We start from the raw sequence: 20458 nt of genomic DNA, 5'->3' as shown, positions 1-20458 counted from the left end.
TGATTTGCGGATGGCGGATGGCGGACTAAGACCGCGCTGCCGGCAAAGGTTCGCCACGGCCGAGCGCGGCGATGTCGCGGGCTTCGAGTATCGGCCGCGCCGGTCGCTCCCGGACCACCCGCAGCATGGCGCGGCCGACTTCCTCGGTACTGGTCATCAGCCCCGGCGCCCAGCGCTGCAACAGCGGTAGCAGCGGCGCCATCAGCACGTAGCCCCAGTAGTAGGCCGGGGTCTTGGAGCGGATGCCGTGCAGTGGCCGGATGCCGGCGGGCCGGAACAGGTAGGTGGCCGCAAACGGCAGGCGCAGCAGGGCGTTCTCGGTCGCGCCCTTCACCCGCGCCCACATGCTGGCGCCGCGCTCGCTGCTGTCGGTGCCCATGCCGGAAACGTAGACGAACACCATCTGCGGATTCAGCCGCGCCAGGGTTTGCGCGGCGGCCAGGGTCAGCTCGTAGCTGAGCCGACGGTAGCGCGCCTCGTCCATGCCACCGGAGGAGACGCCCAGGCAGAAGAAGCAGGCCTCGTAGCCAGCCAGCTGCGACTCCAGCGGCCTGTAGTCGTGGAAGTCGGCGCAGACCAGTTCGTGCAGCTTGGGATGCACCGTCAGCCCGGGGCGGCGTACCAGCGACAGCACCGCGCTGACGCCGTTGTCGAGCAGGCATTCGCGCAGCACGCCCTGGCCGACCATGCCGCTGGCGCCGAACAGGATCACTTTCATGGGCAGACTATCCGCGGGGACGACGGCCGCACTCAGCTGGCCGGACGGGCTTCGGGGCTGCCAGCAGACTCGGCCGGCCCCGGCGCGAGTGCCTCCGCAGCGGGATCGGCGGGTGTGTCGAGCGGCGAGCCGTCCAGCGCCTCCGGCAGCAGCGGATCGTTGGCGGGCAGGCTGCTGTCGGCCACTCGCAGCTTCTGCTCCAGCCGCAGCGGCGGTGGCGGCAGCACCGGCGCGCCGGAAGTGAGCCAGCTGATGATGTCGTAGTAGGCGCGGACGTTGGTGACGAAGTCCACCGCCTCGCGGCCCCGGGTGTAGCCGTACTTGGTCTGCTGGTACCAGCGCGGCCGCGACAGCAGCGGGAACACGTCGCGCACGTCCAGCCAGTGGGCGGAATCGCCGCCGCGCTGGGCGGTCAGCTCACGGGCGTCGAGCAGGTGCCCCAGGCCCTGGTTGTAGGCGGCCAGAGCCATCCAGCTGCGGTCGGGCTCCGGCACCTCCTCGGGGATGCCGCGCAGGATGTCGGCCAGCACCCGCGCGCCGCCCTCGATGCTCTGCTCCGGGTCTTCGCGATTGGCGACCTTGTAGCGGGTGGCGGTGTCGTTGGTCAGCATCATCACCCCGCGCACCCCGGTGCGGCTCTGGGCGCTGCTGTCCCAGTGCGATTCCTGGTAACCGATGGCCGCGAGCAGGCGCCAGTCCAGGCCGTGGCGATTGGCCGACTGCTCGAAATAGCCGCGCAGGCGCGGCAGGCGGCTGCGCATGTGGTTGGCGATCTGCACCGCGCTGAAGTAGTCCACCTCTTCGACATGGCCGTAGTAGCGGTCATGCAGCCGCGCCAGGTTGCGCGGCGGCAGGCGTGCGAGATAGTCCTGTGCGGCGTCGTAGAGCGAGGTGTCACGCCCGGGCGCGAAGGCGAAGGCGATGTCCTCGGCATTGCCGACATCGAAAGCCACCCGCAGGCGCGGGTAGTAGCGCTGGTTGATCGCCACCAGCGCCGAGCTGGCGATGGTGTAGTCCAGCTCGCCGCTGGCGACCTGGAACAAGAGATCTTCGGAGTCGTAGGCGGTGGTCGCCTCCCACTTCAGCTGCGGAAAGCTGCGCGCCAGCGCCCGCAGCCGGGCGACGTGGTTGCCGCCCTCGGAGACCAGCAGCCGGCCGTCCAGCTCGCCCAGCGATTTCGGGCGCGGGCTGCCGATGCGGTAGACCAGTTGCGGCACCACTTGGTCAATGGGCGAGGAGAAGCGCGCCCGGTCGCGGCGTTCGGAATTGACCGTGAGCCCGGCCGCCGCCAGGTGCGCGCGGCCGTCGAGCACCGCCTGCAGGGCGTCGGCGGGGCTGTTGCTGAAGCTGATCTCGGCGCTCACCCCCAGGCTTTTGGCCAAGCCCTGGGCCAGCTCGCATTCGTAACCGATCAGCCCGGTCGGGCCGCTGTAGCAGCTGGTGCGACTGTAGGTGGAGGCGATCTTCAGCACGCCGTCCTCACGGATCTGTTCCAGCAGCGGCGGCCGCAGTTCCGAGCAGGTGGTCAGCGTCGCCAGCGCCACGCAGCCGTACAGCGCCGCAGGCAGGCGGCTGCGCAGTCGAGAGCGGGTGACGGGGGCGGGCATGGGCGGGGTTCGCAGCTCTGGTCTAGGCGTTCGGCGGCGTGAATTTCCTCTGCGCACCACCGTATCACAGCCATGGCAAACGCCGATGTGGTCGCCCTCGCCGACGGCTTCGGCTAAAATGCGCGCCACTGGACGGGTACCGAAGCGGTCATAACGGCGCTGACTCGAAATCAGATGGTGGGGGCGACCCTGCACGGGGGTTCGAATCCCTCCTCGTCCGCCAAGTCAAACACAACGCCCTCGCAAGAGGGCGTTTTGCTTTACCCGGCCCTAACTCCGCGTAGTTCGACTTTCCAGTCTGCCGGTTAAGCATCAAGTTGGTGAGCCGAAAAGGCGGTCGCTAACGTCAGCAACAACACTGCATCCCTTAGGGTGTAGCTGGCCTTCAGAGATTCGCTATCTGCATGATTCGCCAAGTGTGTGTAGTGCCTCGCGGCATGCCGAATAAGGCGAAGCCGATTCTCTGACGACATTCCTCGCGGGTTCTCCTTAAAGCCAGAGACGGCTTGCTGGTCCTCCTTCTGCTCACCCTCAGCAAGCAATTCCATGGCAGCCCGGCATGTAGCTATCGCCCCGCGATAGTCGGCTGTGGCGATCTGGTTGCGGGCCTTTTGCAAGAATGTGACCAAATGAGCTGGTGTCAGGCTGCCGATTGGAACCTCGACCAGCAGTACGTCTGTGAACTTGGAGTCGTTGAGCTGCTTGATCCAGTTGCTTTGAGGGACTGTGAAAATTAATGAGTCGCTGCAGGAGTAAGTCACATCACTCTCTGAAGTCAGGGCGTGCAGGGACACGAAAAGATGGAGATCTCCTCCAGCTCTAAGTTCCTCCAGAAGACCGATCTGACGAGCAGTCAGCGAAAGCTCGAAGCAGTAGTTCGCCGGTGAACTATGCATCATGGTTTCGATGATGAATGGGTGCTCAGGAAATGCTGTTCCGAGCAAACCGATTGCCTCGTGATTGCGGGCCTCGACACGAAGCTGCATGTCTTTGACAACGAATCGGCGTTGATCCGGGTAGCCGCGTACCTCGAGCTCAACAGTGACTCGAAGTCTGTAGTACCCCAGTGCCTGCTCCAGGACGACTTGCTTAACTTGGGGCCGTGCTAGAACCCATTGGGCGTGAGTGATGGTCAAGTGAGGTCTCCAGAGATACGGCGGTGGGAGCAACGCGAAGGTGCTGTGCGCAGACAGCGTCATTTCCAAGCAATCCAACGACCTCTGCAAGGGGGCGTTTTGCTTTGGCCGCACCGACCGCGCTCAGCCGGGGATGCTGAGCCCGCGCTGCACTGCCGGCCGTGCCAGAAAAGCGTCCAGCACCCGCAACACATTCGGATAGTTCTGGATCCGCACCAACTCGCCGGCGCCGTAGAAGCCGATCAGGTTGCGCACCCAGGGGAAGGTGGCGATGTCGGCGATGCTGTAGTCCTTCCCCAGCAGCCAGTCGCGGCCGTCGAGCTGCCGCTCCAGAACCGCCAGCAGCCGCTGCGACTCGGCGACATAGCGGTCGCGCGGGCGCTTGTCCTCGTAGTCCTTGCCGGCGAATTTATGGAAGAAGCCGAGCTGCCCGAACATCGGGCCGACGCCGCCCATCTGGAACATCAGCCACTGGATCGCCTCGTAGCGGCCGGCCGGGTCGGCGGGGAGGAAGGTGCCGGCCTTGTCGGCGAGGTAGAGCAGGATCGCGCCGGACTCGAACAAGGCCAGTGGCCTGCCGCCCGGCCCCTGCGGGTCGAGGATCGCCGGGATCTTGTTGTTGGGATTGAGCGAGAGGAATTCCGGCGAGAGCTGGTCGTTGCTGGCGAAATCGACCTTGTGCGCCTCGTAGGGCAGGCCGGTTTCCTCCAGCAGGATCGAGACCTTCACGCCGTTGGGCGTGGGCAGCGAGTAGAGCTGGATGCGGTCCGGGTGCAGCGCCGGCCACTTGCGGGTGATGGGGTAGGCGGAGAGCGCGCTCATGACAGTGTCCGGGTATTCAGGTGCAAAGCTTGCCACGCGACCAACCGCGAGGCTCCGTCTTCAAGCTGGTGGCTGCGTTCGGCGCTGCAAGGGGTCGTGGGCGAGCTGAAAGGCGCGCAGACCCGGCAGATCGTCGGTGTTGATGTAGTCCTGGTCGGCAGCGATCAGCTGCTGCCATCGGACGTCAGGGCGGTACCCGCGAGCCGCACGCGACGGCCGGCGGCATGCGCCTGGGCGATGCCGCCGAACAGTTTGGCCTGCTGATCGGTGGGGATCGCGGCATTGCCATCCCAGCCGAACTGCTTGATTCAGTTGTCGCTGATCCGTAGCCGCGCATGCTCGTCGTCGTTGTGCGCGGGGGCGCGGCGCAGGGGCTGTTGCGCGCCTGTGGGCGGCGCGGTCGGAGCCGGTGTGGTCTCCGGCGGCAGGCTTTCGGCGCAGGCGGTGAGCAACAAGACCGCCAGCAGCGGCAGCCCGCGCCAACTAGGCATGGTCGAGAGCGGCGCAGTGCGCGCGCTTCAGGCGGTTGGCGACCTGGGTGCGTCGGGCGAGCAGATCGAAGTTGCCGTCGATGGGCTTACCCAGTGCGGCGACCGAGCGCACCGGCTGCACCGCCTGGTTGGCGGCGAGCAGGCTGCGGCGCGGGATGCTGAAGCTATCCGCCACGGCGGTGGCGCCGCTGAGCGGATCGACCGCCCAGGTGGTGGCCTTGATCTCGCTACGGCTCACCGCGTATTCGACGAACACATGGGTGTCTTGCAGCGCCGCAGCGCTCCAGCCCGACTGCGGCAGCAGCACGTAGAAGCCCTTGCCGCCGGTGCCGGCGGTGACCTGCGTGTAGCCGAGCGGATTGGGCAGGCCGAAGCTCATCGGCTTGCTGCGCTGGTAGATGTGGTCGTGGCCCACCGCCAGCAGATCGACGCCGTAGCGCACGAAGATGTTTTCCTGCAGCAGCACCAGGGTGAAGTTGGCCGGGTTGCGGCCCTCGTTATCGGTCCAGATCGTGAAGTGCTGGGAGACGATGATGAAGTCGATCTCGCCGGCCGCGCGGCGCAGCGCCGCCTGTGCGAGATCGGCTTCCAGGAAGGCCAGCTCGCTCACCAGCGTGCCGTCGGTGGCGAAGCAGCCGCCGGTGGAGATCAGGAAGTGGCAGCGGCCGAGATCGAAGCTGTAGAAGGTGCCGTCCGGGCTCTGCGCTGAGGTCGGGCAGGCAAAGCGGTTGCGGTAGGTCTGGCCGTTGTTGTCCTCCTCCTCGTGATTGCCGGGCGCGGTCATCAGGATGCCGCTGGCGGCGTAGTCGGCCTCGATGGCATTCACGTAGTCGTCCCACAGCGGCTGCTCGCCGTTGGCGTAGGAGATGTCGCCGGCCAGCAGGGCGAAGTCCGGCTGCCGTGCAGCGACGGCACGCAGCACCGCACTGGAACTGGCGCCGATGCCGTGGTCGCCGAAGTGGCAGAAGCGGAACTCCTCGCCGGCCGGCGTCGGCCGCACCACCCGCACCGGGCTCCAGCCCTCCTCCGAGCCGACGCGATAGCGCATGGGCAGCGCCGGGTCGAGGCCGCTGGCGCTGGCCTTGTGGGTGAAGCTGGCGACACCGGGCGTGGCGCTGGTGGCTGCCTCGGCACGGCCCGGGAACGGTGCGCCGACGATCTCCGCCGCGCTCATGCCCTCGCTTACCGGGCCGAACTCGATATAGCTGCGCGGCGCGTCGGCGCCGTCGGTGAACCAGGTGGCGGTGCGGCTGCGCAGCGGGTCGCCGGTCCAGGACAGATGCGTGCCGCGCGGCGCGAACTTCGCGCTGGGCGGTGTCACCGGCGGTGTCACTGGCGGCTCGGGCGTGGTCGGCGGGGCGCCGCGCTCGCTGGAGCCGCAGCCGCCCAGCCAGGCCGGTAGCAGCAAGGCGCCGCCGCCATACATCCCGTGCTGGAGAAAGCGGCGGCGGCGCAGATCGGGAGGCAGGCTGTGGGTCATGGCAGGGTTCGGCGCCGCAGCGCGGCGATCAGCAGGTAGAGCAGGCTGGCGAGCAGCGGCAGGCTGCCGCCTTCGGTGATGGCGGGGGTGGTGGCCGTTGGCGGTGTCGGCGCTTCGGGCGCGTTGTATTGCGCCGCCACGGCGGTGGCATCGCCAGTGAAGCGCGCCCAGTAGTCCTGCACCGCACCCGGCAGGCTGACGCAGCCGTAGCGGTCGCTGCGCGCTTCGGTCGCATCGGTGCCGTCGCGGCGCCCATAGCGCAGCGTCTTGCCTGGCAGGCCCAGGCCGTTTTCGGCGTTGCTCAGGCAGACGCGGTTGCTGCCGGCTGCGTCGGCGCTGCCCGGCGCCAGCTTCACCGCGAGTGGCGCGTGCAGCGCCGCGCGGATCACGTCGGGCTGGTCGGATTGGGCGCCATCGGCACCCATCGCCAGGCCGCGCAGAAATTCCGCCGCCTCGTACTCGTGGCCGTCGTCGTAGCTGTGCGGCAGCACGTAGGAGCAACCGTCGTGGATGGCGGCGATCAGCTCGGGCGTGAACTTGTCCATCGCCGAGCCGTAGATGATCGAGCGGCCGGTCTCGTCGTAGAGCGACTGCGCGGTTTCGCCGTCGCCGAGGTTGTAGATCACCCGCAGCTCCGGGTAGAGCAGTTGCGCCAGGCTGACGGTGAAACCGCTCATGTTGAAGTAGCTGCGTGACATCAGGCCGTAGTCCTGCACCTTCTGGAAGAAGCCCAGGTAGTTCTTCACGAACTTGATGTCGAACTCGATGCCGCGCTGGCTGTCGCGCGCCAGGGCCAGAATGTCGTCCAGGCGCGGCACCGGCGAGGGGTCGTACTCGCTGCCGATCCAGGGCTCGAAGTTGGCGGCGTTGAGCGCGTCGATCTGCGAGGACAGCATCGTCGAGATATTGCCGCTGCCGCCGGTGGTGCGCGCCACCGCGTCGTCGTGCATGGAATAGAGCACGCCGTCCAGCGATTCGCGCACGTCGATCTCGACGAAGTCCATGCCGTAGGCAAAGGCGTGGCGGTAGGCCCAGAGCGTGTTCTCCGGCGCCAGGGTGACGCCGCCCCGGTGCGCGGAGACCAGCGCTGGCCGGCGGCCGAGGTCGGGGCTGCCGACTTCGGTCCAACGGACTTGGTTGACGGTTCGGTCGCAGGTCTCGCTGGCCTTGGGCAGGTCCGCCGCCCCGGTGCTGGCGGAGATCAGTAACAGCGCGGACAGCAGCAGGCGGGGCATGGCTGTGACAGGGAGGCCGGTGGGAGTCGGGCAGCCTAGCCAGCCGATGTGATGCGCCGATGACGGGCGCCTCGCCGTCAACGAACTGTAAATCTTCCTGGCTATGGTCATCGGCTGCCCGTTCGGCCGCCTGTATTCCGCAGGCCGGGCGAATGCCGGGCGCGCGTGCTGCCTGCCCACCTTCCGTTTGGAGTCGCCGATGACCGTCGCAACCAATTTCCGCAAGGCCCAGCCGCTGCTGCGTCGGGCGCTGTCACGCCGAGAGCTCTTGCGCCGGGGCTTTCTCGGCCTGGGCCTGGTCGGCGTCGGTGGCGCACTCACCGCCTGCACCGGCTCCTCCGAGACGCCGCTGGTCGATGATCCGGTGTTGCCGCCCACCGAGCCGCCGGCGCCGGTGCGTGGCCGCCTGCAGGTGCCGCCGCTGGCGGAAACCGCCGACGAGAACGGCCTGCTGATCCCGCAGGGCTTCAAGAGCCGCGTCATCGCCCAGGCCAACCGGCCGGTCGGCGATACCGGCTTCGTCTGGCACAGCGACCCCGATGCCGGCGCGGTGTTCGCCGCCGACGATGGTGGTTGGGTCTATGTCTCCAACCGCGAGTTCCTGTTCGGCGGGGTCAATGCCATCCGCTTCGATAAGGACGGCGCCATCGTCGATGCCTACAACATCCTCTCGGGGGTACTCAGTCGTTTGAACTGCGGCGGCGGCGTCACACCCTGGGGCACCTGGCTGTCCGGGGAGGAAACCGACATCGGCTACATCTGGGAATGCGATCCCTTCAACAAGAACGGTGTCACGGCGGCGCGCCGCATCGACGGCTGCGGCACCTTCACTCACGAGGCGGCGACGGTGGACCCGGCCAGCAACACCTTCTACCTCACCGAGGACATGGGCGATGGCTGCTTCTACCGCTTCATTCCCGACGAGCCGAATGTCGGTGGCCGGCCCGGCACCACCGGCAAGCTGCAGGCCTTGAAGGCCGAAAGTGCCCAGGAGGAGTTGGACGCCGAGGGCGCGCGCGGCCCCTGGCCGGTGAGCTGGCTGGACGTGCCCAACCCGAATCCGCTGCAACTTCCGGAACTGCCGGCCGCGCTGCAACCGCAGACGCCAACGCGGCTGCAGACCGAGGCCAGCCACTTCAACGGCGGCGAGGGCATCTGGTGTCAGCACGGCGTCGTCTACTTCACCACCAAGGGCGACCGCCGGGTGTGGGCGCACGACCTCGCCAAGCAGACGCTGGAAATCATCTACGACGATTTCTTCTTCGCGCCCGCGCCGATTCTCGACTCGGTGGACAACATCGTGATGACGCCGGGCGGCGACATCGTGGTGGTCGAGGACAAGGAGGAAGCCAACCAGCAGGCGGTGGCGATCCAGCCCGACGGCAGGCTGGCGGTGCTGGTGCAACTGGTCGGCCAGGACGGCTCGGAGGTCACCGGCCCGGCGTTCTCGCCCGATGGCCGCTACTTCTACTTCAGCAGCCAGCGCGGCCCGAATGCCGGCGGCGTCACTGGCTTCGCCGGCATCACCTATTGCGTCGAGGGGCCCTGGTTCACGCCTTGAGCGAGCGCGCCTTCAGGGGTGCAGGCGCGCCAGCGGCATGGGCGTGCCTTCGCTGCTGATGTAGAGACTGTCTCGGCGGCCACGCGCGAAGCTGCCGGCCTCAATTTGCGAGTAGTCCGGCAGGTCGAAGCTGCGCGGCGGGCGGGCGAAGGCCGCGGCCCAGGTCTCTCCTTCGGCGCGGTCCCAGAAGTAGCCGTTGACCAGGCTGCCGACGTAGGCGCGGCGCAGGCTGTCGTCGAAGTCCATCGCCGTGGTCCAGTTGTAGGACTCGACATTGCCGGCATAGTCGGCCGGCGCGCGCGGGATATTGATGGCGCCGAGGTTTTCCATGATCGCCGGCAGCGCCAGTGGCAGCGGGCTGGCGAGCGGGAAGCGGTACAGCGTGGGCTGGGCGTCGCGCTTGGAGAGCACATAGGCCATGTTCTCCTCGCCATCCACCGCCAGCGACTCGGCGTCGCGCGGGCCGTTGGGGTAGGCGACCGTGTAGATCGTCGCCGTGGCGCTGAGCGCTTGCGGCGTCGCGCCGGGCCTCAGCTCCGGCTCTTCGACCCGGTAGAAATTCAGCACCGGCCGGAAGGCGCCGTTGTCGCCCATGTCGCCGATCAGCAGATAGGGCTTGCCGTCCTGCGTGTAGCTGGCGAGATCTTCCCAGTCGAGATTGAGCAGGGCGCCCTGGATACTCAGCGTCGCCAGCACCTGGCCGCTGCTGCTGATCGCGTACAGCTCTGTGGCGCCACCGCTGTCGTTGAGCGTCCAGAGCACGTCGTCGCGCCGCTGCGAGCGGGCCAGGCCGCTGGACTCGTTGACCACTTCGCTGTCGAGCCGGTACTCGACCAGGGCCGGTTCGTTGGGCGCCGGCTCAGGGGCGGATTCGCTCGTGCTGGAGTCGCCGCAGGCGGCCAGCCAGCACAGCGGCAACAGAGCGCAGGCGCGAAGAAGCGTCTGGGGAAAGAAGGTGTTGGAAGGCAGCATGGCTGGGCGGTGGCAGGGGGCGAGAATCCCCAAACCGCGCAGCCTAGCGAGGGCAGTTTACGAAGCCGTGATGGTCCGCTCAGGGCGGACCCGGGCGCTTCATTCCAGAGCCAGGATCGCTTGCCAGTGCTCCGGGCGCACCGGCATCACCGACAGCCGGTTGCCGCGCGCGATGACCGCCAGGCCCTGCAACTGCTTTTCGTGCTGGCGCAGGGTTTCCAGCGTGATCGGGCGCTTCAGGTGGCGCTGGTAGCGCACGTCCACCAAGAGCCAGCGCGGCTCCTCCGGCTTGGAGCCCGGGTCGTAGTGATGGTGCTGGGGGTCGAACTGGGTGGGGTCCGGATACGCGGTGCTGGCGATCTCGGCCAGGCCGTAGATGCCCGGTACTTCGCAGTTGGAGTGGTAGAAGAACACGCCGTCGCCGACCTGCATCTGGTCGCGCATGAAATTGCGCGCCTGGTAGTTGCGCACGCCGTCCCAGGGTTCGGTCTTTTTCGGCCGCTTCTTCAGATCGTCGATGGAAAACGTCTCGGGCTCGGACTTCATCAGCCAAAAGCGCTGGGGCATTGGGAGGCTCGGATTCAGGAATGATGAAAGGGGAAGCGTTGCAGGCCGCGCTCGCTGAGCACGCCCTGCAAGGGATGGTCGTGGTCCTCGCGGGGCAGGGCCTCGACCTGCTGGCAAGCGTAGGCGAGTCCGATGCGCAGCGGGCGGCGGGCGCCGCGCAGTCCGGCCAGGGCACGGTCGTAGTAGCCGCCGCCCTGGCCCAGCCGCCGGCCCTGGGCGTCGTAGCCCAGCAGCGGCAGCAGGATCAGCGCGATGCGACGCAGCGGCAGGCTGTCGCCGCCGCGCGGCTGCGGCATGCCGTGGTGGTGCCACTCCATGCGGGTCTTGCCCAGGCGCAGAAAGCGCAGACGCTTGCCGCGTGCGACCTTCGGCACGTAGAGCGCAACACCGCGCGCCGCCAGCACCGCGCGCAGCGGTGCGGTGTCGATCTCCGAGGCCATTGGCAGATACAGCGCCACGCTGCGGGCCTGCTGCAACGCCCGTTGGCGCAGATACTGGCGTGCCAGTCGACGGGCGGCGCGGCGCCGCGCGCTCGCCGGGATGGCTCGCCTGCGGGCGCGCAGCTCGGTGCGCAGATGACCTTTGACCTCGGCGGGGTCTGCGGCGCTCATGGCATTGGCGATGCTTGGTTGCGGACTCGGGCGGCTTCGCGCCTGGGCGGTGCATTCGGCACCGGGCCGGCTTGAACGCCGGCGGCTAGAAAAAGTGTGTCTCCCGCCTGTGCCGTGGCCATCGTCACTGACCTTGAGACGAACGTCTCAAGTGGGCACCGCGCCGGCCTTTGGGCTTCCCACTGCAAGGTGGGCCTGCACGCCAGAACCGGGTAAGGCTCCCGGGGTTTTGCAATTAGGCTCAAGGGGTTTGGACGGAGCCGTCGAACACCGCAGGAGACACGTCGGCATTCTACACCGGCTCGCGGCGCCGGTCGGCGCGACAAGAACGCCTACTCCGTGTCGTTGAGCGTGCTGTCGATGTCATGACCGAGCTGGCGCAGGCGTTCCAGCGCCTGGCTGTCGGGGGTAACGACATTGGCATCGCCCTGCAGGGCCAGCAGCTCGCGGGTGAGGTTGAGCGCCGCCATCACCGCGATCTTCTCCGCGCCCAGGGCGCGACCGCGCTTCTTGATGGCGTTCATCCGCTCGTTGAGGATCTCGGCGGAGGTCACCAGGGCTTCGTGCTCGTTGGGCGCGCACTGCACCGCGTATTCGCGGCCCATGATCTTGACCGTGACGGTCAGCACATCGGGTTTGGCGGCCGGCTTCATGAGGCGGATTCTCCCTCCATCAGCCGCAGACGCTCGACCACGCCTTCGATGCGGCGCTTCAGCTCGGCGTTGAGCGCCAGCAGACGATCACGCTCCTGCAAGGCGCGCTTCTTTTCCAGCCGCTCCTGCCGGTAGGCGGCAGTCAGGCGGCTGATGCGGGCTTCGAGCTGGTCGAGTTCGGTGTGCAACATGGCGAGAGTATACGGCCGAGCATGGCGCCAACAGAAAGCCCCGCCGGCGCGCGGGCACCGGCGGGGCTGATGGCCCTGGCGCAGGGCTTACTGGACGATCAGGAACAGCGCGCTTTCGCCGCGACGCAGATGCAGCAGCAGCTCGTCCTTGCCGGCGGTGAGCTTGGCGAAGTCGTCCATGCTGTTCACCGGGCGACGGTTGACGCCGATGATGACGTCGCCCTGACGCAGGCCGGTGCGGGCGGCCGGCGAACGCGGGTCGATCTTGGCCACCACCACGCCACGGATGTCGCCCTCGGCATTGCTCTCGTCGGCGGGGGCGAAGGTCGCGCCCTGCAGCCTGGGGTTGACGGCGGCGCCCGGGGCGGCCTGCTCGCTGTCCTTGCCGACCGCGACGGTGACGGTGCGCGGCTTGCCTTCGCGGAGGATGTCGAGCTGCACCTTTTCGCCCACCCGCAGCAGGCCGATGACCGTGCGCAACTGGTTGAAGTCGGTGATCTCGCGGCCGTTGGCCTTGAGGATGATGTCCTCGACCTTCAGGCCGGCGCGGGCGGCCGGGCCGTCCGGCACCACCCGCGACACCACCACGCCACGGGCATTGCTGAGGCCGAAGGACTTGGCCAGCTCCGGAGTCAGGTCCTGGCCCTGCACGCCGATGCGGCCACGGGTGACGGTGCCGGTCTCGATCAACTGGTTCATCACGCTCTTGGCGAGATTGACCGGAATGGCGAAGCCGATGCCGATGTTGCCGCCACTGCGGGAAAGGATCTGGCTGGGCACGCCGACCAGTTCGCCGCGCAGGTTGATCAGCGCGCCGCCGGAGTTGCCGGGGTTGATCGAGGCGTCGGTCTGGATGAAGTCCTGGATGCCGTCGCCGGTGGCGCGGCCGAGGCCGGAGACGATGCCGGTGGTCGCGGTCTGGCGCAGGCCGAAGGGTGAACCGATGGCGACCACGAAATCGCCGACCTGCAGGCCGTCGGAATTGCCCAGGCTCAGGGCCTTGAGGCGCTCGGCCTTGATCTGGATGACCGCGAGGTCGGTATCGGCGTCCTTGCCGATCAGCTTGGCGGCGAACTCACGGTCGTCGGACAGCCGTACCTTGATCTCGTCGGCGTCGGCGACCACATGGTTGTTGGTGAGGATGTAGCCCTTGGCGGCATCGACGATGGTGCCCGAGCCCAGGCTCTGCGCCTGCCGCTGCTGCGGCTGGTCGGGGATGCCGAAGAAGCGCCGGAAGTTGGGGTCATCCATCATCGGGCCGAACGGGTTCTGCACCTCGACCTTGCTGGTGACCGAGATGTTGACCACCGCCGGCATCACTTCGCGCAGCATCGGCGCCAGCGAGGGCAGGCCGCCGGTGCTGGGGGCGGCGATCATCGGCGCCGGCAGGTCGGCATGCGCCGGCTGCGGCGCGGTGGTCGACAGCGAGAGCACGGCGGCCGTCACGCCAAAGCCCACCGCTGCGGCGGCGAGGCTGGATTTGAGCAGGGAATTGCGAGACATCTTCAGGTGTCCTGGTTGAAAAGTCGCAAGTGCGACAGCGCGACAGACCGCGCCGTCGTTCCGCAGTTCAATGGCGGCGGCGCGGCGCTATTTCAAGCGGATGTCGGGGTTGGTCGCGTAGCGGCCGGTCAGGCTGGCCTGCGCCAGTACATGGCCTTCGATAGCCTTGCGGAAATCGGCCAGGTTGTAGTGCTCCGGCAGTTGCAGCTGGGCATCCAGTGCGTAGACGGTGAACACGTACTGGTGCGGCAGGCTGTCGTTGAACGGCGGGCAGGGGCCGTCGTAGCCCAGGTAGGGACCTTCCATGTCCTTGTCGCCAGCGAACCAGCCGGTGTAGTCGTTGAGGCCCTGCTGGCAGCCGTCCGGCCCGTCGGGGATGCGCTTGCCGCCGGGGATCACCGCCTTCGAGCAGGCGCCCTCGGCGAGCTGGGTGACGCTGGCGGGGATGTTGACTGCCAGCCAGTGCACGAACTCGCCGCGCGGGTACTTGGCGGGGATGGTGCTGCCCGGGGTGTTGACGTAGTCCGGCTTGGTGGCCGGCGCGGTCGGGTCGATGCAGCTGAGCGCGAAGCTCCGGGTGCCTTCGGGGATGCCGCGCCAGCTCAGCTCCGGCGACAGGTTCTGCGAGAGCCGCAGAAAGGTCTTCGGGTCCTTGACGCAGAAGGCGCAGCGGCCGGGGATCACATCGCCATCTTCGAAGCTGTCGCTGGTCAGTTTCATGGGGCGCCGGGGGCGTCTTGCCGGTTGTTTTTGGTGTGCGGCATTACAGCATGAAGGAGCGGGGCGGCGGCAATCCCTCGGACAGCGCCTTGCCGCGCAGACCGCTGCCCAGGCGCAGCAGGCTCAGGTGCAGTCGCTCCGACAGCGGCTTCTTGCGCCGGAAGCGCACCGTGTAAAGATCGGCGCTGTCGGCGTGGTCGAGCAGATAGTCGTCGCTGGTCCGCAGCTGATCGACCAGATTCAGCGACAGCGCGCGGGCGCCGAACCAGTGCTCGCCAGTGGCGGCTTCGGCAATCGGCACCTGCGGGCGGTGCTCGGACACAAACTGCTTGAACAGCAGGTGGGTGTCCTCCAGCTCTTCCTTGAATTTGGCACGTGCCGCGTCGGTGTTCTCGCCCATCAGGGTCAGGGTGCGCTTGTACTCGCCGGCGGTGTGCAGTTCGACGTCGACATCGTGCTTCTTGAGCAGTCGATGCACGTTGGGAATCTGTGCCACCACGCCAATCGAGCCGACCACCGCGAAGGGCGCGGCGAGGATGCGGTCGGCGACGCAGGCCATCAGATAGCCGCCGCTGGCGGCCACCTTGTCCACCGCCACGGTGAGGGGGAAGCCACGATCCCGCAAACGCTTGAGCTGGCTGGCCGCGAGGCCGTAGGCGTGAACGAGTCCGCCCTCGCTTTCCAGGCGCAGCAGCACCTCGTCTTCCTTGCGCAGGAGCTGCAGCAGGGCGGTGATCTCCTCGCGCAGCTCGCTGACCGCGCTGGCCTGCAGGTCGCCATCAAAGTCGAGTACGAACAGGCGCTTGCGCGGTTCCTTGGGCGCGGCCTTGAGGCGCGCCTTGTCTTCCCGCTTGCGGCGCTTGCGCTCGGCCTTGAGGCCGGCCTCGTCGAGAATCTGCTCGTTCAGAGTCTCCCGCAGGCGCCGGTAGCGCTCGTTGAGCGGCTCCACCTCCAGTTTCTCGGACTCGTGATGGCGCGCTTCTCGCATGGCATTGGCCAGTCCACCGATTAACAGGCCGGCGGCGAGAAACAGGGTTATTGTCTTGGCCAGGAAAAGGCCATATTCCAGAATGAATTCGTGCACTTGGGCGCCTGTTACAGGGGGCAGTCAGAGCAATTTATGTGCTCTGACCCATTTATCCCGCAAAATGAAGTGACTATAATTTTATTGCGCTGCACATCGTTTCGTTACCCCTAGTTAGGACTTGGAGTCTTGAACAACATGAAGAACATGACACGCGCCGCGATTGCGGCCACGCTCGTCGGGCTGGCGCTGCCGCTGCACGCGGAAGAGCTTCTCGACAAGCGCCCCTACCTTTCCCCGATGTTTGCGTACACCTTCCAGGACGATGATCGCAATTCCGAGCACGGTCTCGGTTTCTCGTTCGCCAGCGGCAAGGTGCTGAACAAGTACTGGAACATCGAACTGGAAACGTTTTATCAGAAGTACAAGGCCCAGGCCGGCGGTTCCGAATGGCGTGACGTCGGCCTCACCGTTGACGGCCTGTTCTTCTACTCGCGCAACCGTGCCTTCTCGCCCTACTTCGGCGTCGGCGCTGGCGTGCAGCGCACCGACATCACCGGCACCGGCCTGAGCGACACCGAGCCGCTGGTCAATGCCGGCCTCGGCTTCTTCAAGTATTTCACCGTGGCCGACCACGACGTCGCCTTCCGCACCGACCTGCGCTACCGCTGGACCGGTCTGGACGACATCAAGAACGCCCGTGGCATCGACAGCCTGTCGGAGCCGGTGCTGAAGGTTGGTTTCGCCGTCCCGCTGGGTGCCAAGCCGGTTGCCGGTACCGAAGCGGTGGCCACCAAGCCCGCCACCAAGATCATCGACAGCGACGGTGACGGCGTGCCGGACGATCAGGACCGTTGCCCGGGCAGCGCCAAGGGCGCCCCGGTGGATGCCTATGGTTGCACCAAGGAGCAGCTGGCTGCCGGTTCCGAGCGCCAGTTCGACGACGTGCTGTTCGCCTTCGACAAGTCCGACCTGACCCCGGAAGGCGTGGCCATCCTCGACAACGCCGCCCAGGTGGTCAGCACCGGCGAGTACAAGAGCCTGCGCATCAACGTTTCCGGTCACACCGACTGGGTCGGCTCCGAGGGTTACAACCAGGCGCTGTCCGAGCGTCGCGCCAACACCGTCAAGGCCTATCTGGTCAAGAAGGGTGTTGATGCCAGCCGCATCCGCACCTTCGCCTATGGCGAGAGCCAGCCGGTGGCCGACAACGCCACCGACGAAGGCCGCGCCAAGAACCGTCGCGCGGAAGTCCGCACCACCGCCGGCGAGTAAGTCGCAGCAGCTGATCGGTAGTAAAAGACCCCCGCTACGGCGGGGGTTTTTTTATGCCCGCCGGCCCGGTTCCAGAGTGATCGTGTAAATTCGTTACCAATGCCGACCGCACTCCGCGCACCGTTCTGGGGATCATGATCAAACGTGCCCGTTGGATTTTTCCGCTGTGGCTGCTGAGCCTGGCCGCGCAGGCAGCTTTGCCGCCGCTGATCGTCGATGGCGATGGCGACGGCATCTCCGACGAGGTCGATGATTGCCCGTACACCCCGCCGGGCATCCTGATCAATGAACGCGGTTGCCCCCTGCATGCCGAGGACGGCGACGGCGATGGCGTCGCCGACCCGCAGGACGATTGTCCCTACACGCCGCCGGGCGCCGAGGTCGACTCCCACGGCTGCGCGCTGGACAGTGACTTCGATGGCGTCGCCAACGGCATCGACCTCTGCCTCAACACCGCCCTCGGCGCCGTGGTGGATGCACGCGGTTGCGCCAGCGGCCAGACCGCGTCCGCCCGCCCGCCGCCGACTGCCGCTGCCGTCCACCCCCCGGTGCTCGCTGTTCCGCCACCGCCGGCCGCTGCGCCGCCGTCTCCGCCGCGAGTCTTGGCCGAGACAGCCGGATCAGACCGTCCGGTCCCAGCCCCAGGCATCAGCAAGCCGTCGGTGCCGACCGCGAACCCGCCGCCCGGCGCTGCCACGATGCCGGAAGCCCCGGCCCAGGCCACGCAGACCTTGCAGGCGGCCTTGCTGGCCGAGGAGCAGGCTCGGCTTGCCAGACCGGCCGCTGCCTCGCTGCCGGCGCCGGTAACTACCCCTGCGGCCCCAGTCCCAGCTCCGCCAGAACCACCGCCGCCCGCTCCGCCGCTGCCGGAATCGGTTTCGGAGTCCCTGCTGTTCGCGGCGCGCAGCGCCGAGTTGTCGACGGCGGCGGCCCGCAAGCTGGAGTCCCTGGCGCCGGCGTTGCGGCAGCTGGCCAGTCGCAGCGCCGGTGCCCACCTCAGCATCGCGGCCTTCGCCGACCGTGGCGAAGGGGCCAAAGCCAGTCAGTACGCCATCCAGCGCTCCGAGCTGGTGCGTGCCTGGCTGCTCGCCCACGGCGTACCGCGCGAGCGCATCCGCACCAGCATCCGGGTGCTCGACAGCGGCGAGGCGGCAGGTAACCGTAGGGTCGAGATTCGCAGCGCCGACTAGGCGCCCGTCGGCCTTGCCGCGAGGGCGGCGATTCAGTCGGGCGCGTGCTGGGCCAGATTGGCCGCCGGCGCGCCACGGTTGCGCGGCAGCCAATCCTGGAGCTGCCCGCCGATCAGGGCGGCGAGGGCGTCCAGATGGCGGTCGCTGGCGTTGAGAGCGGGGATGTAACGCAGCGTCCCGCCCAGCTTCGCAAACAGCGCGCCGTACTCTTCGGCGATTTCTTCCAGGGTTTCCAGGCAGTCGGCGGCGAAGCCGGGGGCGATCACGTCCAGCTTGCGGATGCCGCGCTGTGCCAGCTGCCGCAAGTGCTCGTCGGTATAGGGCTGCAGCCATTCCTCGCGGCCGAATCGCGACTGGAAACTCAGGCTCCATTGGCCTTCGGCCAGGTCCAGGGTCTCGGCCAGCAGGCGGCCGGTTTTCTGGCATTCGCAGTAATACGGGTCGCCGAGCGCGAAATAGCGGCGCGGGATGCCGTGGAAGCTGAGCAGCAGGTGCTCGCCCTGGCCCGCCTGCTGCCAGTGCGCGCGCACGCTGTCAGCGAGGGCGGCGATGTAGCCCGGATCGTCGTGGTAGTGGTTGATGGTGCGCAGTTCCGGCAGCCAGCGCCGCAGCTTCAAGGCATCGAACACCGCGTCCAGTGCCGAGGCGGTGGTGCTGGCCGAGTACTGCGGGAACAAGGGCAGCACCAGCACCCGGCGCACGCCCTGCTGCTCCAGTGCAGCCAGTCCGGCCTGCACCGACGGGTTGCCGTAGCGCATCGCCAGCGCCACCGGTACCGCTCGCCCCAGTTGTTGACTCAGGCGGCTCGCCAGACCGGCGGCCTGCTGGCGGCCGATGGACAGCAGCGGCCCGCCGTCCGGGCCCCAGATTGCCGCATACCGCGCTGCCAGCTTGCCCGGCCGGGTGCGCAGGATGATGCCGTTGAGGATCGGCCACCACAGCCAGGGTTCGACGTCGACCACGCGGTCGTCGGAGAGAAATTCCTTCAGGTAGCGCCGGATCGCCTCCGGCGTCGGCGCATCGGGGGTTCCGAGATTGATCAACAAGACGCCGGTCTGGGCGGGCTGGCGGTGAGCGGCGATATCCATGGGCCAGGATTGTGTGGTCGGCAGGGTCATTACGCCATGCCCGCCTCGCTTGGAGGCGGATGCGGGCCGAAAACAAAAGCGGCGCCGCTGCCCGTGTCGGGGCAGCGGCGCCGCTTTGCTTCAGGGATTACTGCCCGGCCAGCTTGCTGTGACGGCGCGAGTAGAGGAAGTAGACCGCGATGCCGATGGCCATCCAGGTTCCGAAGGACACCCAGGTGTGGTTGCCGAGGTTCGCCATCAGGTAGCTGCAGGACACCACGCCCAAGGCCGGAATGGCCGGCGAGAACGGGGTCTTGAAGGCGCGCTTGAGGTCGGGCTTGGTCTTGCGCAACACGATCACGCCGGCGCAGACCACCACGAAGGCGCCCAGGGTGCCGATGTTGGCCAGCTCCGCGAGGCGGCCGAGCGGCACGAAGCCGGCGAACACCAGCATCACCACGCCGGAGGCGATGATCGAACCGAGCGGCGTGCCGGTCTTCGGGCTGACGTAGGCGAAGAACGGCGGCAGCAGGCCGTCCTTGGCGATCGCGAACAGCACGCGGGTGAGACCGAAGTACATCACCAGCATCACCGTGGTCAGGCCGGCGATGGCGCCGATCGAGATCAGTCCGGCGGCCCAGCCCTGGCCGATCTTCAGCAGCGCGTGGGCGACCGGCGAAGCGACGTTCAGCTCGGTGTAGTTGACGATGCCGGTCAACAGGCCCGACACCAGGATGTACAGCGCGGTGCAGAAGAACAGCGAGCCGAGGATGCCCAGCGGCAGGTCGCGCTGCGGATTGCGGGTTTCGTCGGCGGCGGTGGAGACCGCATCGAAGCCGAGGTAGGCGAAGAAGATGGTGGCGGCACCGGCGGCGATGCCCTGGATGCCGAAGTGCTTGCTGCCGTCCGGGTTGGTGACTTCCGGCGGGATGAATGGCGACCAGTTGGAGGGATCGACATGGCCGAAGGCGACGCCGATGAAGATCGCGATGGCGGCGACCTTCACCGCCACCATGATGGCGTTGAACTGGGCGCTGATCTTGGCGCCGGTGGCGAGCAGCACGCCGAGCACCAGCACGATCACGAAGGCCGGCAGATTGATCAGGCCGGGGGTGGTCGGATCCAGCGGCGTGTGGGTGATCGCGGTCGGCAGCAGGATGCCCAGCGACTCCAGGCCGTTGTTGAAATAGCCCGACCAGCCGGCCGACACCGCCGGGATCGCCACCATGTACTCGCACAGCAGCATCCAGCCGATGATCCAGGCCGGCAGCTCGCCGAGCGCCGCGTAGCCATAGCCGTAGGCCGAGCCGGAGCCGCCGATGGCGCTGGCGAGTTCGGCATAGGCCAGCGCCGCGCAGGCGCAGGCGATGCCGGCCAGCACGAAGGACAGCACCACTGCCGGGCCGGTCATGGTCGCGGCAGTGATGCCGGTGAGCACGAAGATGCCGGCGCCGATCACCGCGCCGACGCCAAGCAGGGTGAGATCCCAGGCGCCCAGTACGCGTTTCAGGCCACGGTCGCGGGTGAGGTCGGAGTCGATGGGTTTGGTGCGGAACAGGCTCATGTAGCGGGAACTCCCTGAAGGTTTGGCCGCAGAATGCCAGAAGTATGCCGGATGACTGCAGCGTGGGGCCC

The 20458-nt window shown here is 67.5% G+C and carries 20 protein-coding genes, 1 tRNA gene and 1 other RNA gene; 4 read left to right on the top strand and 18 right to left on the bottom strand.

Translation table 11 applies throughout. The features are described from left to right. Positions 1-25: 25 nt before the first annotated feature. Together ED208_RS02125 and mltF are read right to left on the bottom strand one after the other, a co-directional pair. Positions 26-718: a Rossmann-fold NAD(P)-binding domain-containing protein gene (locus ED208_RS02125; RefSeq protein ID WP_123210196.1), complete on the bottom strand. Its 693-nt coding sequence runs from the start codon at positions 716-718 to the stop codon at positions 26-28. Positions 719-750: 32 nt separating this feature from the next. Continuing rightward, positions 751-2325 (bottom strand): membrane-bound lytic murein transglycosylase MltF, encoded by a 1575-nt coding sequence (mltF, locus tag ED208_RS02120; protein ID WP_123210195.1) that lies wholly within the window; start codon positions 2323-2325, stop codon positions 751-753. A 130-nt stretch (positions 2326-2455) separates the two neighbouring features. Here mltF and ED208_RS02115 point away from each other — a divergent pair. After that, positions 2456-2548 (top strand) — tRNA-Ser (locus ED208_RS02115). Between the two features lie 82 nt (positions 2549-2630). Here ED208_RS02115 and ED208_RS02110 read toward each other — a convergent pair. The 5 genes from ED208_RS02110 to ED208_RS02085 form a co-directional block, all read right to left on the bottom strand. Continuing rightward, entirely contained in the window at positions 2631-3461 is an 831-nt protein-coding gene (locus tag ED208_RS02110) for a hypothetical protein (protein WP_148044657.1), read from the bottom strand. Positions 3462-3584: 123 nt separating this feature from the next. After that, a complete protein-coding gene (locus ED208_RS02100) occupies positions 3585-4283 on the bottom strand; it encodes a glutathione S-transferase N-terminal domain-containing protein (protein ID WP_123210192.1) in 699 nt (232 codons plus the stop codon). A 308-nt stretch (positions 4284-4591) separates the two neighbouring features. Then, complete coding sequence (locus tag ED208_RS02095) at positions 4592-4774, bottom strand: hypothetical protein (RefSeq protein WP_123210191.1); 183 nt, start codon at positions 4772-4774, stop codon at positions 4592-4594. After that, positions 4767-6254: a metallophosphoesterase gene (locus ED208_RS02090; RefSeq protein WP_123210190.1), complete on the bottom strand. Its 1488-nt coding sequence runs from the start codon at positions 6252-6254 to the stop codon at positions 4767-4769. The genes ED208_RS02095 and ED208_RS02090 overlap by 8 nt, the downstream gene beginning before the upstream one ends. Continuing rightward, the gene (locus ED208_RS02085) at positions 6251-7489 is read right to left on the bottom strand and encodes a glycerophosphodiester phosphodiesterase (RefSeq protein WP_158608393.1); all 1239 of its coding nucleotides are present in this window, start codon (positions 7487-7489) and stop codon (positions 6251-6253) included. The genes ED208_RS02090 and ED208_RS02085 overlap by 4 nt, the downstream gene beginning before the upstream one ends. A 199-nt stretch (positions 7490-7688) precedes the next feature. Between ED208_RS02085 and ED208_RS02080 the strand changes: the two genes are divergently transcribed. Then, positions 7689-9050, top strand: a complete 1362-nt coding sequence (locus tag ED208_RS02080; protein WP_123210188.1) for an alkaline phosphatase PhoX — start codon at positions 7689-7691, stop codon at positions 9048-9050. Between the two features lie 12 nt (positions 9051-9062). On the opposite strand, the gene ED208_RS02075 is transcribed toward ED208_RS02080, so the two are convergent. The 9 genes from ED208_RS02075 to sohB all read right to left on the bottom strand — a co-directional run bounded on the left by ED208_RS02075 (position 9063) and on the right by sohB (position 15351). Continuing rightward, a complete protein-coding gene (locus tag ED208_RS02075; RefSeq protein WP_123210187.1) occupies positions 9063-10022 on the bottom strand; it encodes a hypothetical protein in 960 nt (319 codons plus the stop codon). A gap of 99 nt (positions 10023-10121) precedes the next feature. Beyond that, complete coding sequence (locus ED208_RS02070; protein ID WP_123210186.1) at positions 10122-10589, bottom strand: EVE domain-containing protein; 468 nt, start codon at positions 10587-10589, stop codon at positions 10122-10124. Positions 10590-10603: 14 nt separating this feature from the next. Beyond that, positions 10604-11200: a 5-formyltetrahydrofolate cyclo-ligase gene (locus ED208_RS02065; protein WP_123210185.1), complete on the bottom strand. Its 597-nt coding sequence runs from the start codon at positions 11198-11200 to the stop codon at positions 10604-10606. Between the two features lie 96 nt (positions 11201-11296). Next, positions 11297-11482, bottom strand: a non-coding RNA gene (gene ssrS, locus ED208_RS02060) — 6S RNA. Positions 11483-11532: 50 nt separating this feature from the next. Beyond that, positions 11533-11853, bottom strand: coding sequence for a cell division protein ZapA (locus ED208_RS02055; RefSeq protein WP_123210184.1), 321 nt, complete (start codon positions 11851-11853; stop codon positions 11533-11535). Then, positions 11850-12044: a hypothetical protein gene (locus tag ED208_RS02050; protein WP_123210183.1), complete on the bottom strand. Its 195-nt coding sequence runs from the start codon at positions 12042-12044 to the stop codon at positions 11850-11852. The genes ED208_RS02055 and ED208_RS02050 overlap by 4 nt, the downstream gene beginning before the upstream one ends. Positions 12045-12131: 87 nt before the next feature. Then, positions 12132-13547 carry a DegQ family serine endoprotease gene (locus ED208_RS02045; protein ID WP_123210182.1) on the bottom strand — a complete coding sequence of 472 codons (1416 nt, stop codon included), beginning with the start codon at positions 13545-13547 and terminating at the stop codon, positions 12132-12134. An 87-nt stretch (positions 13548-13634) separates the two neighbouring features. Next, the gene (locus ED208_RS02040) at positions 13635-14267 is read right to left on the bottom strand and encodes a YbhB/YbcL family Raf kinase inhibitor-like protein (RefSeq protein ID WP_123210181.1); all 633 of its coding nucleotides are present in this window, start codon (positions 14265-14267) and stop codon (positions 13635-13637) included. A gap of 43 nt (positions 14268-14310) precedes the next feature. Continuing rightward, the gene (sohB, locus tag ED208_RS02035; protein WP_123210180.1) at positions 14311-15351 is read right to left on the bottom strand and encodes a protease SohB; all 1041 of its coding nucleotides are present in this window, start codon (positions 15349-15351) and stop codon (positions 14311-14313) included. A 138-nt stretch (positions 15352-15489) separates the two neighbouring features. On the opposite strand from sohB, the gene ED208_RS02030 reads away from it, so the two are divergent. Beyond that, positions 15490-16566, top strand: a complete 1077-nt coding sequence (locus tag ED208_RS02030) for an OmpA family protein (RefSeq protein ID WP_123210179.1) — start codon at positions 15490-15492, stop codon at positions 16564-16566. A gap of 134 nt (positions 16567-16700) precedes the next feature. After that, entirely contained in the window at positions 16701-17756 is a 1056-nt protein-coding gene (locus tag ED208_RS17425) for a thrombospondin type 3 repeat-containing protein (protein WP_123210178.1), read from the top strand. A 32-nt stretch (positions 17757-17788) separates the two neighbouring features. Here the strand turns inward: ED208_RS17425 and hemH are convergent, their stop codons facing one another. Both hemH and ED208_RS02015 read right to left on the bottom strand, forming a co-directional pair. Next, entirely contained in the window at positions 17789-18844 is a 1056-nt protein-coding gene (gene hemH / locus ED208_RS02020) for a ferrochelatase (protein ID WP_123210177.1), read from the bottom strand. A 127-nt stretch (positions 18845-18971) separates the two neighbouring features. Then, a complete protein-coding gene (locus ED208_RS02015; protein WP_123210176.1) occupies positions 18972-20387 on the bottom strand; it encodes an amino acid permease in 1416 nt (471 codons plus the stop codon). Between the last annotated feature and the right edge of the window lie 71 nt (positions 20388-20458).

Source organism: Stagnimonas aquatica, assembly GCF_003730135.1.
In the GTDB taxonomy this organism is placed as follows: domain Bacteria; phylum Pseudomonadota; class Gammaproteobacteria; order Nevskiales; family Nevskiaceae; genus Stagnimonas; species Stagnimonas aquatica.
Note: the sequence above shows the minus strand (reverse complement) of the source record. Positions and strands in the feature narration are given on the sequence as shown.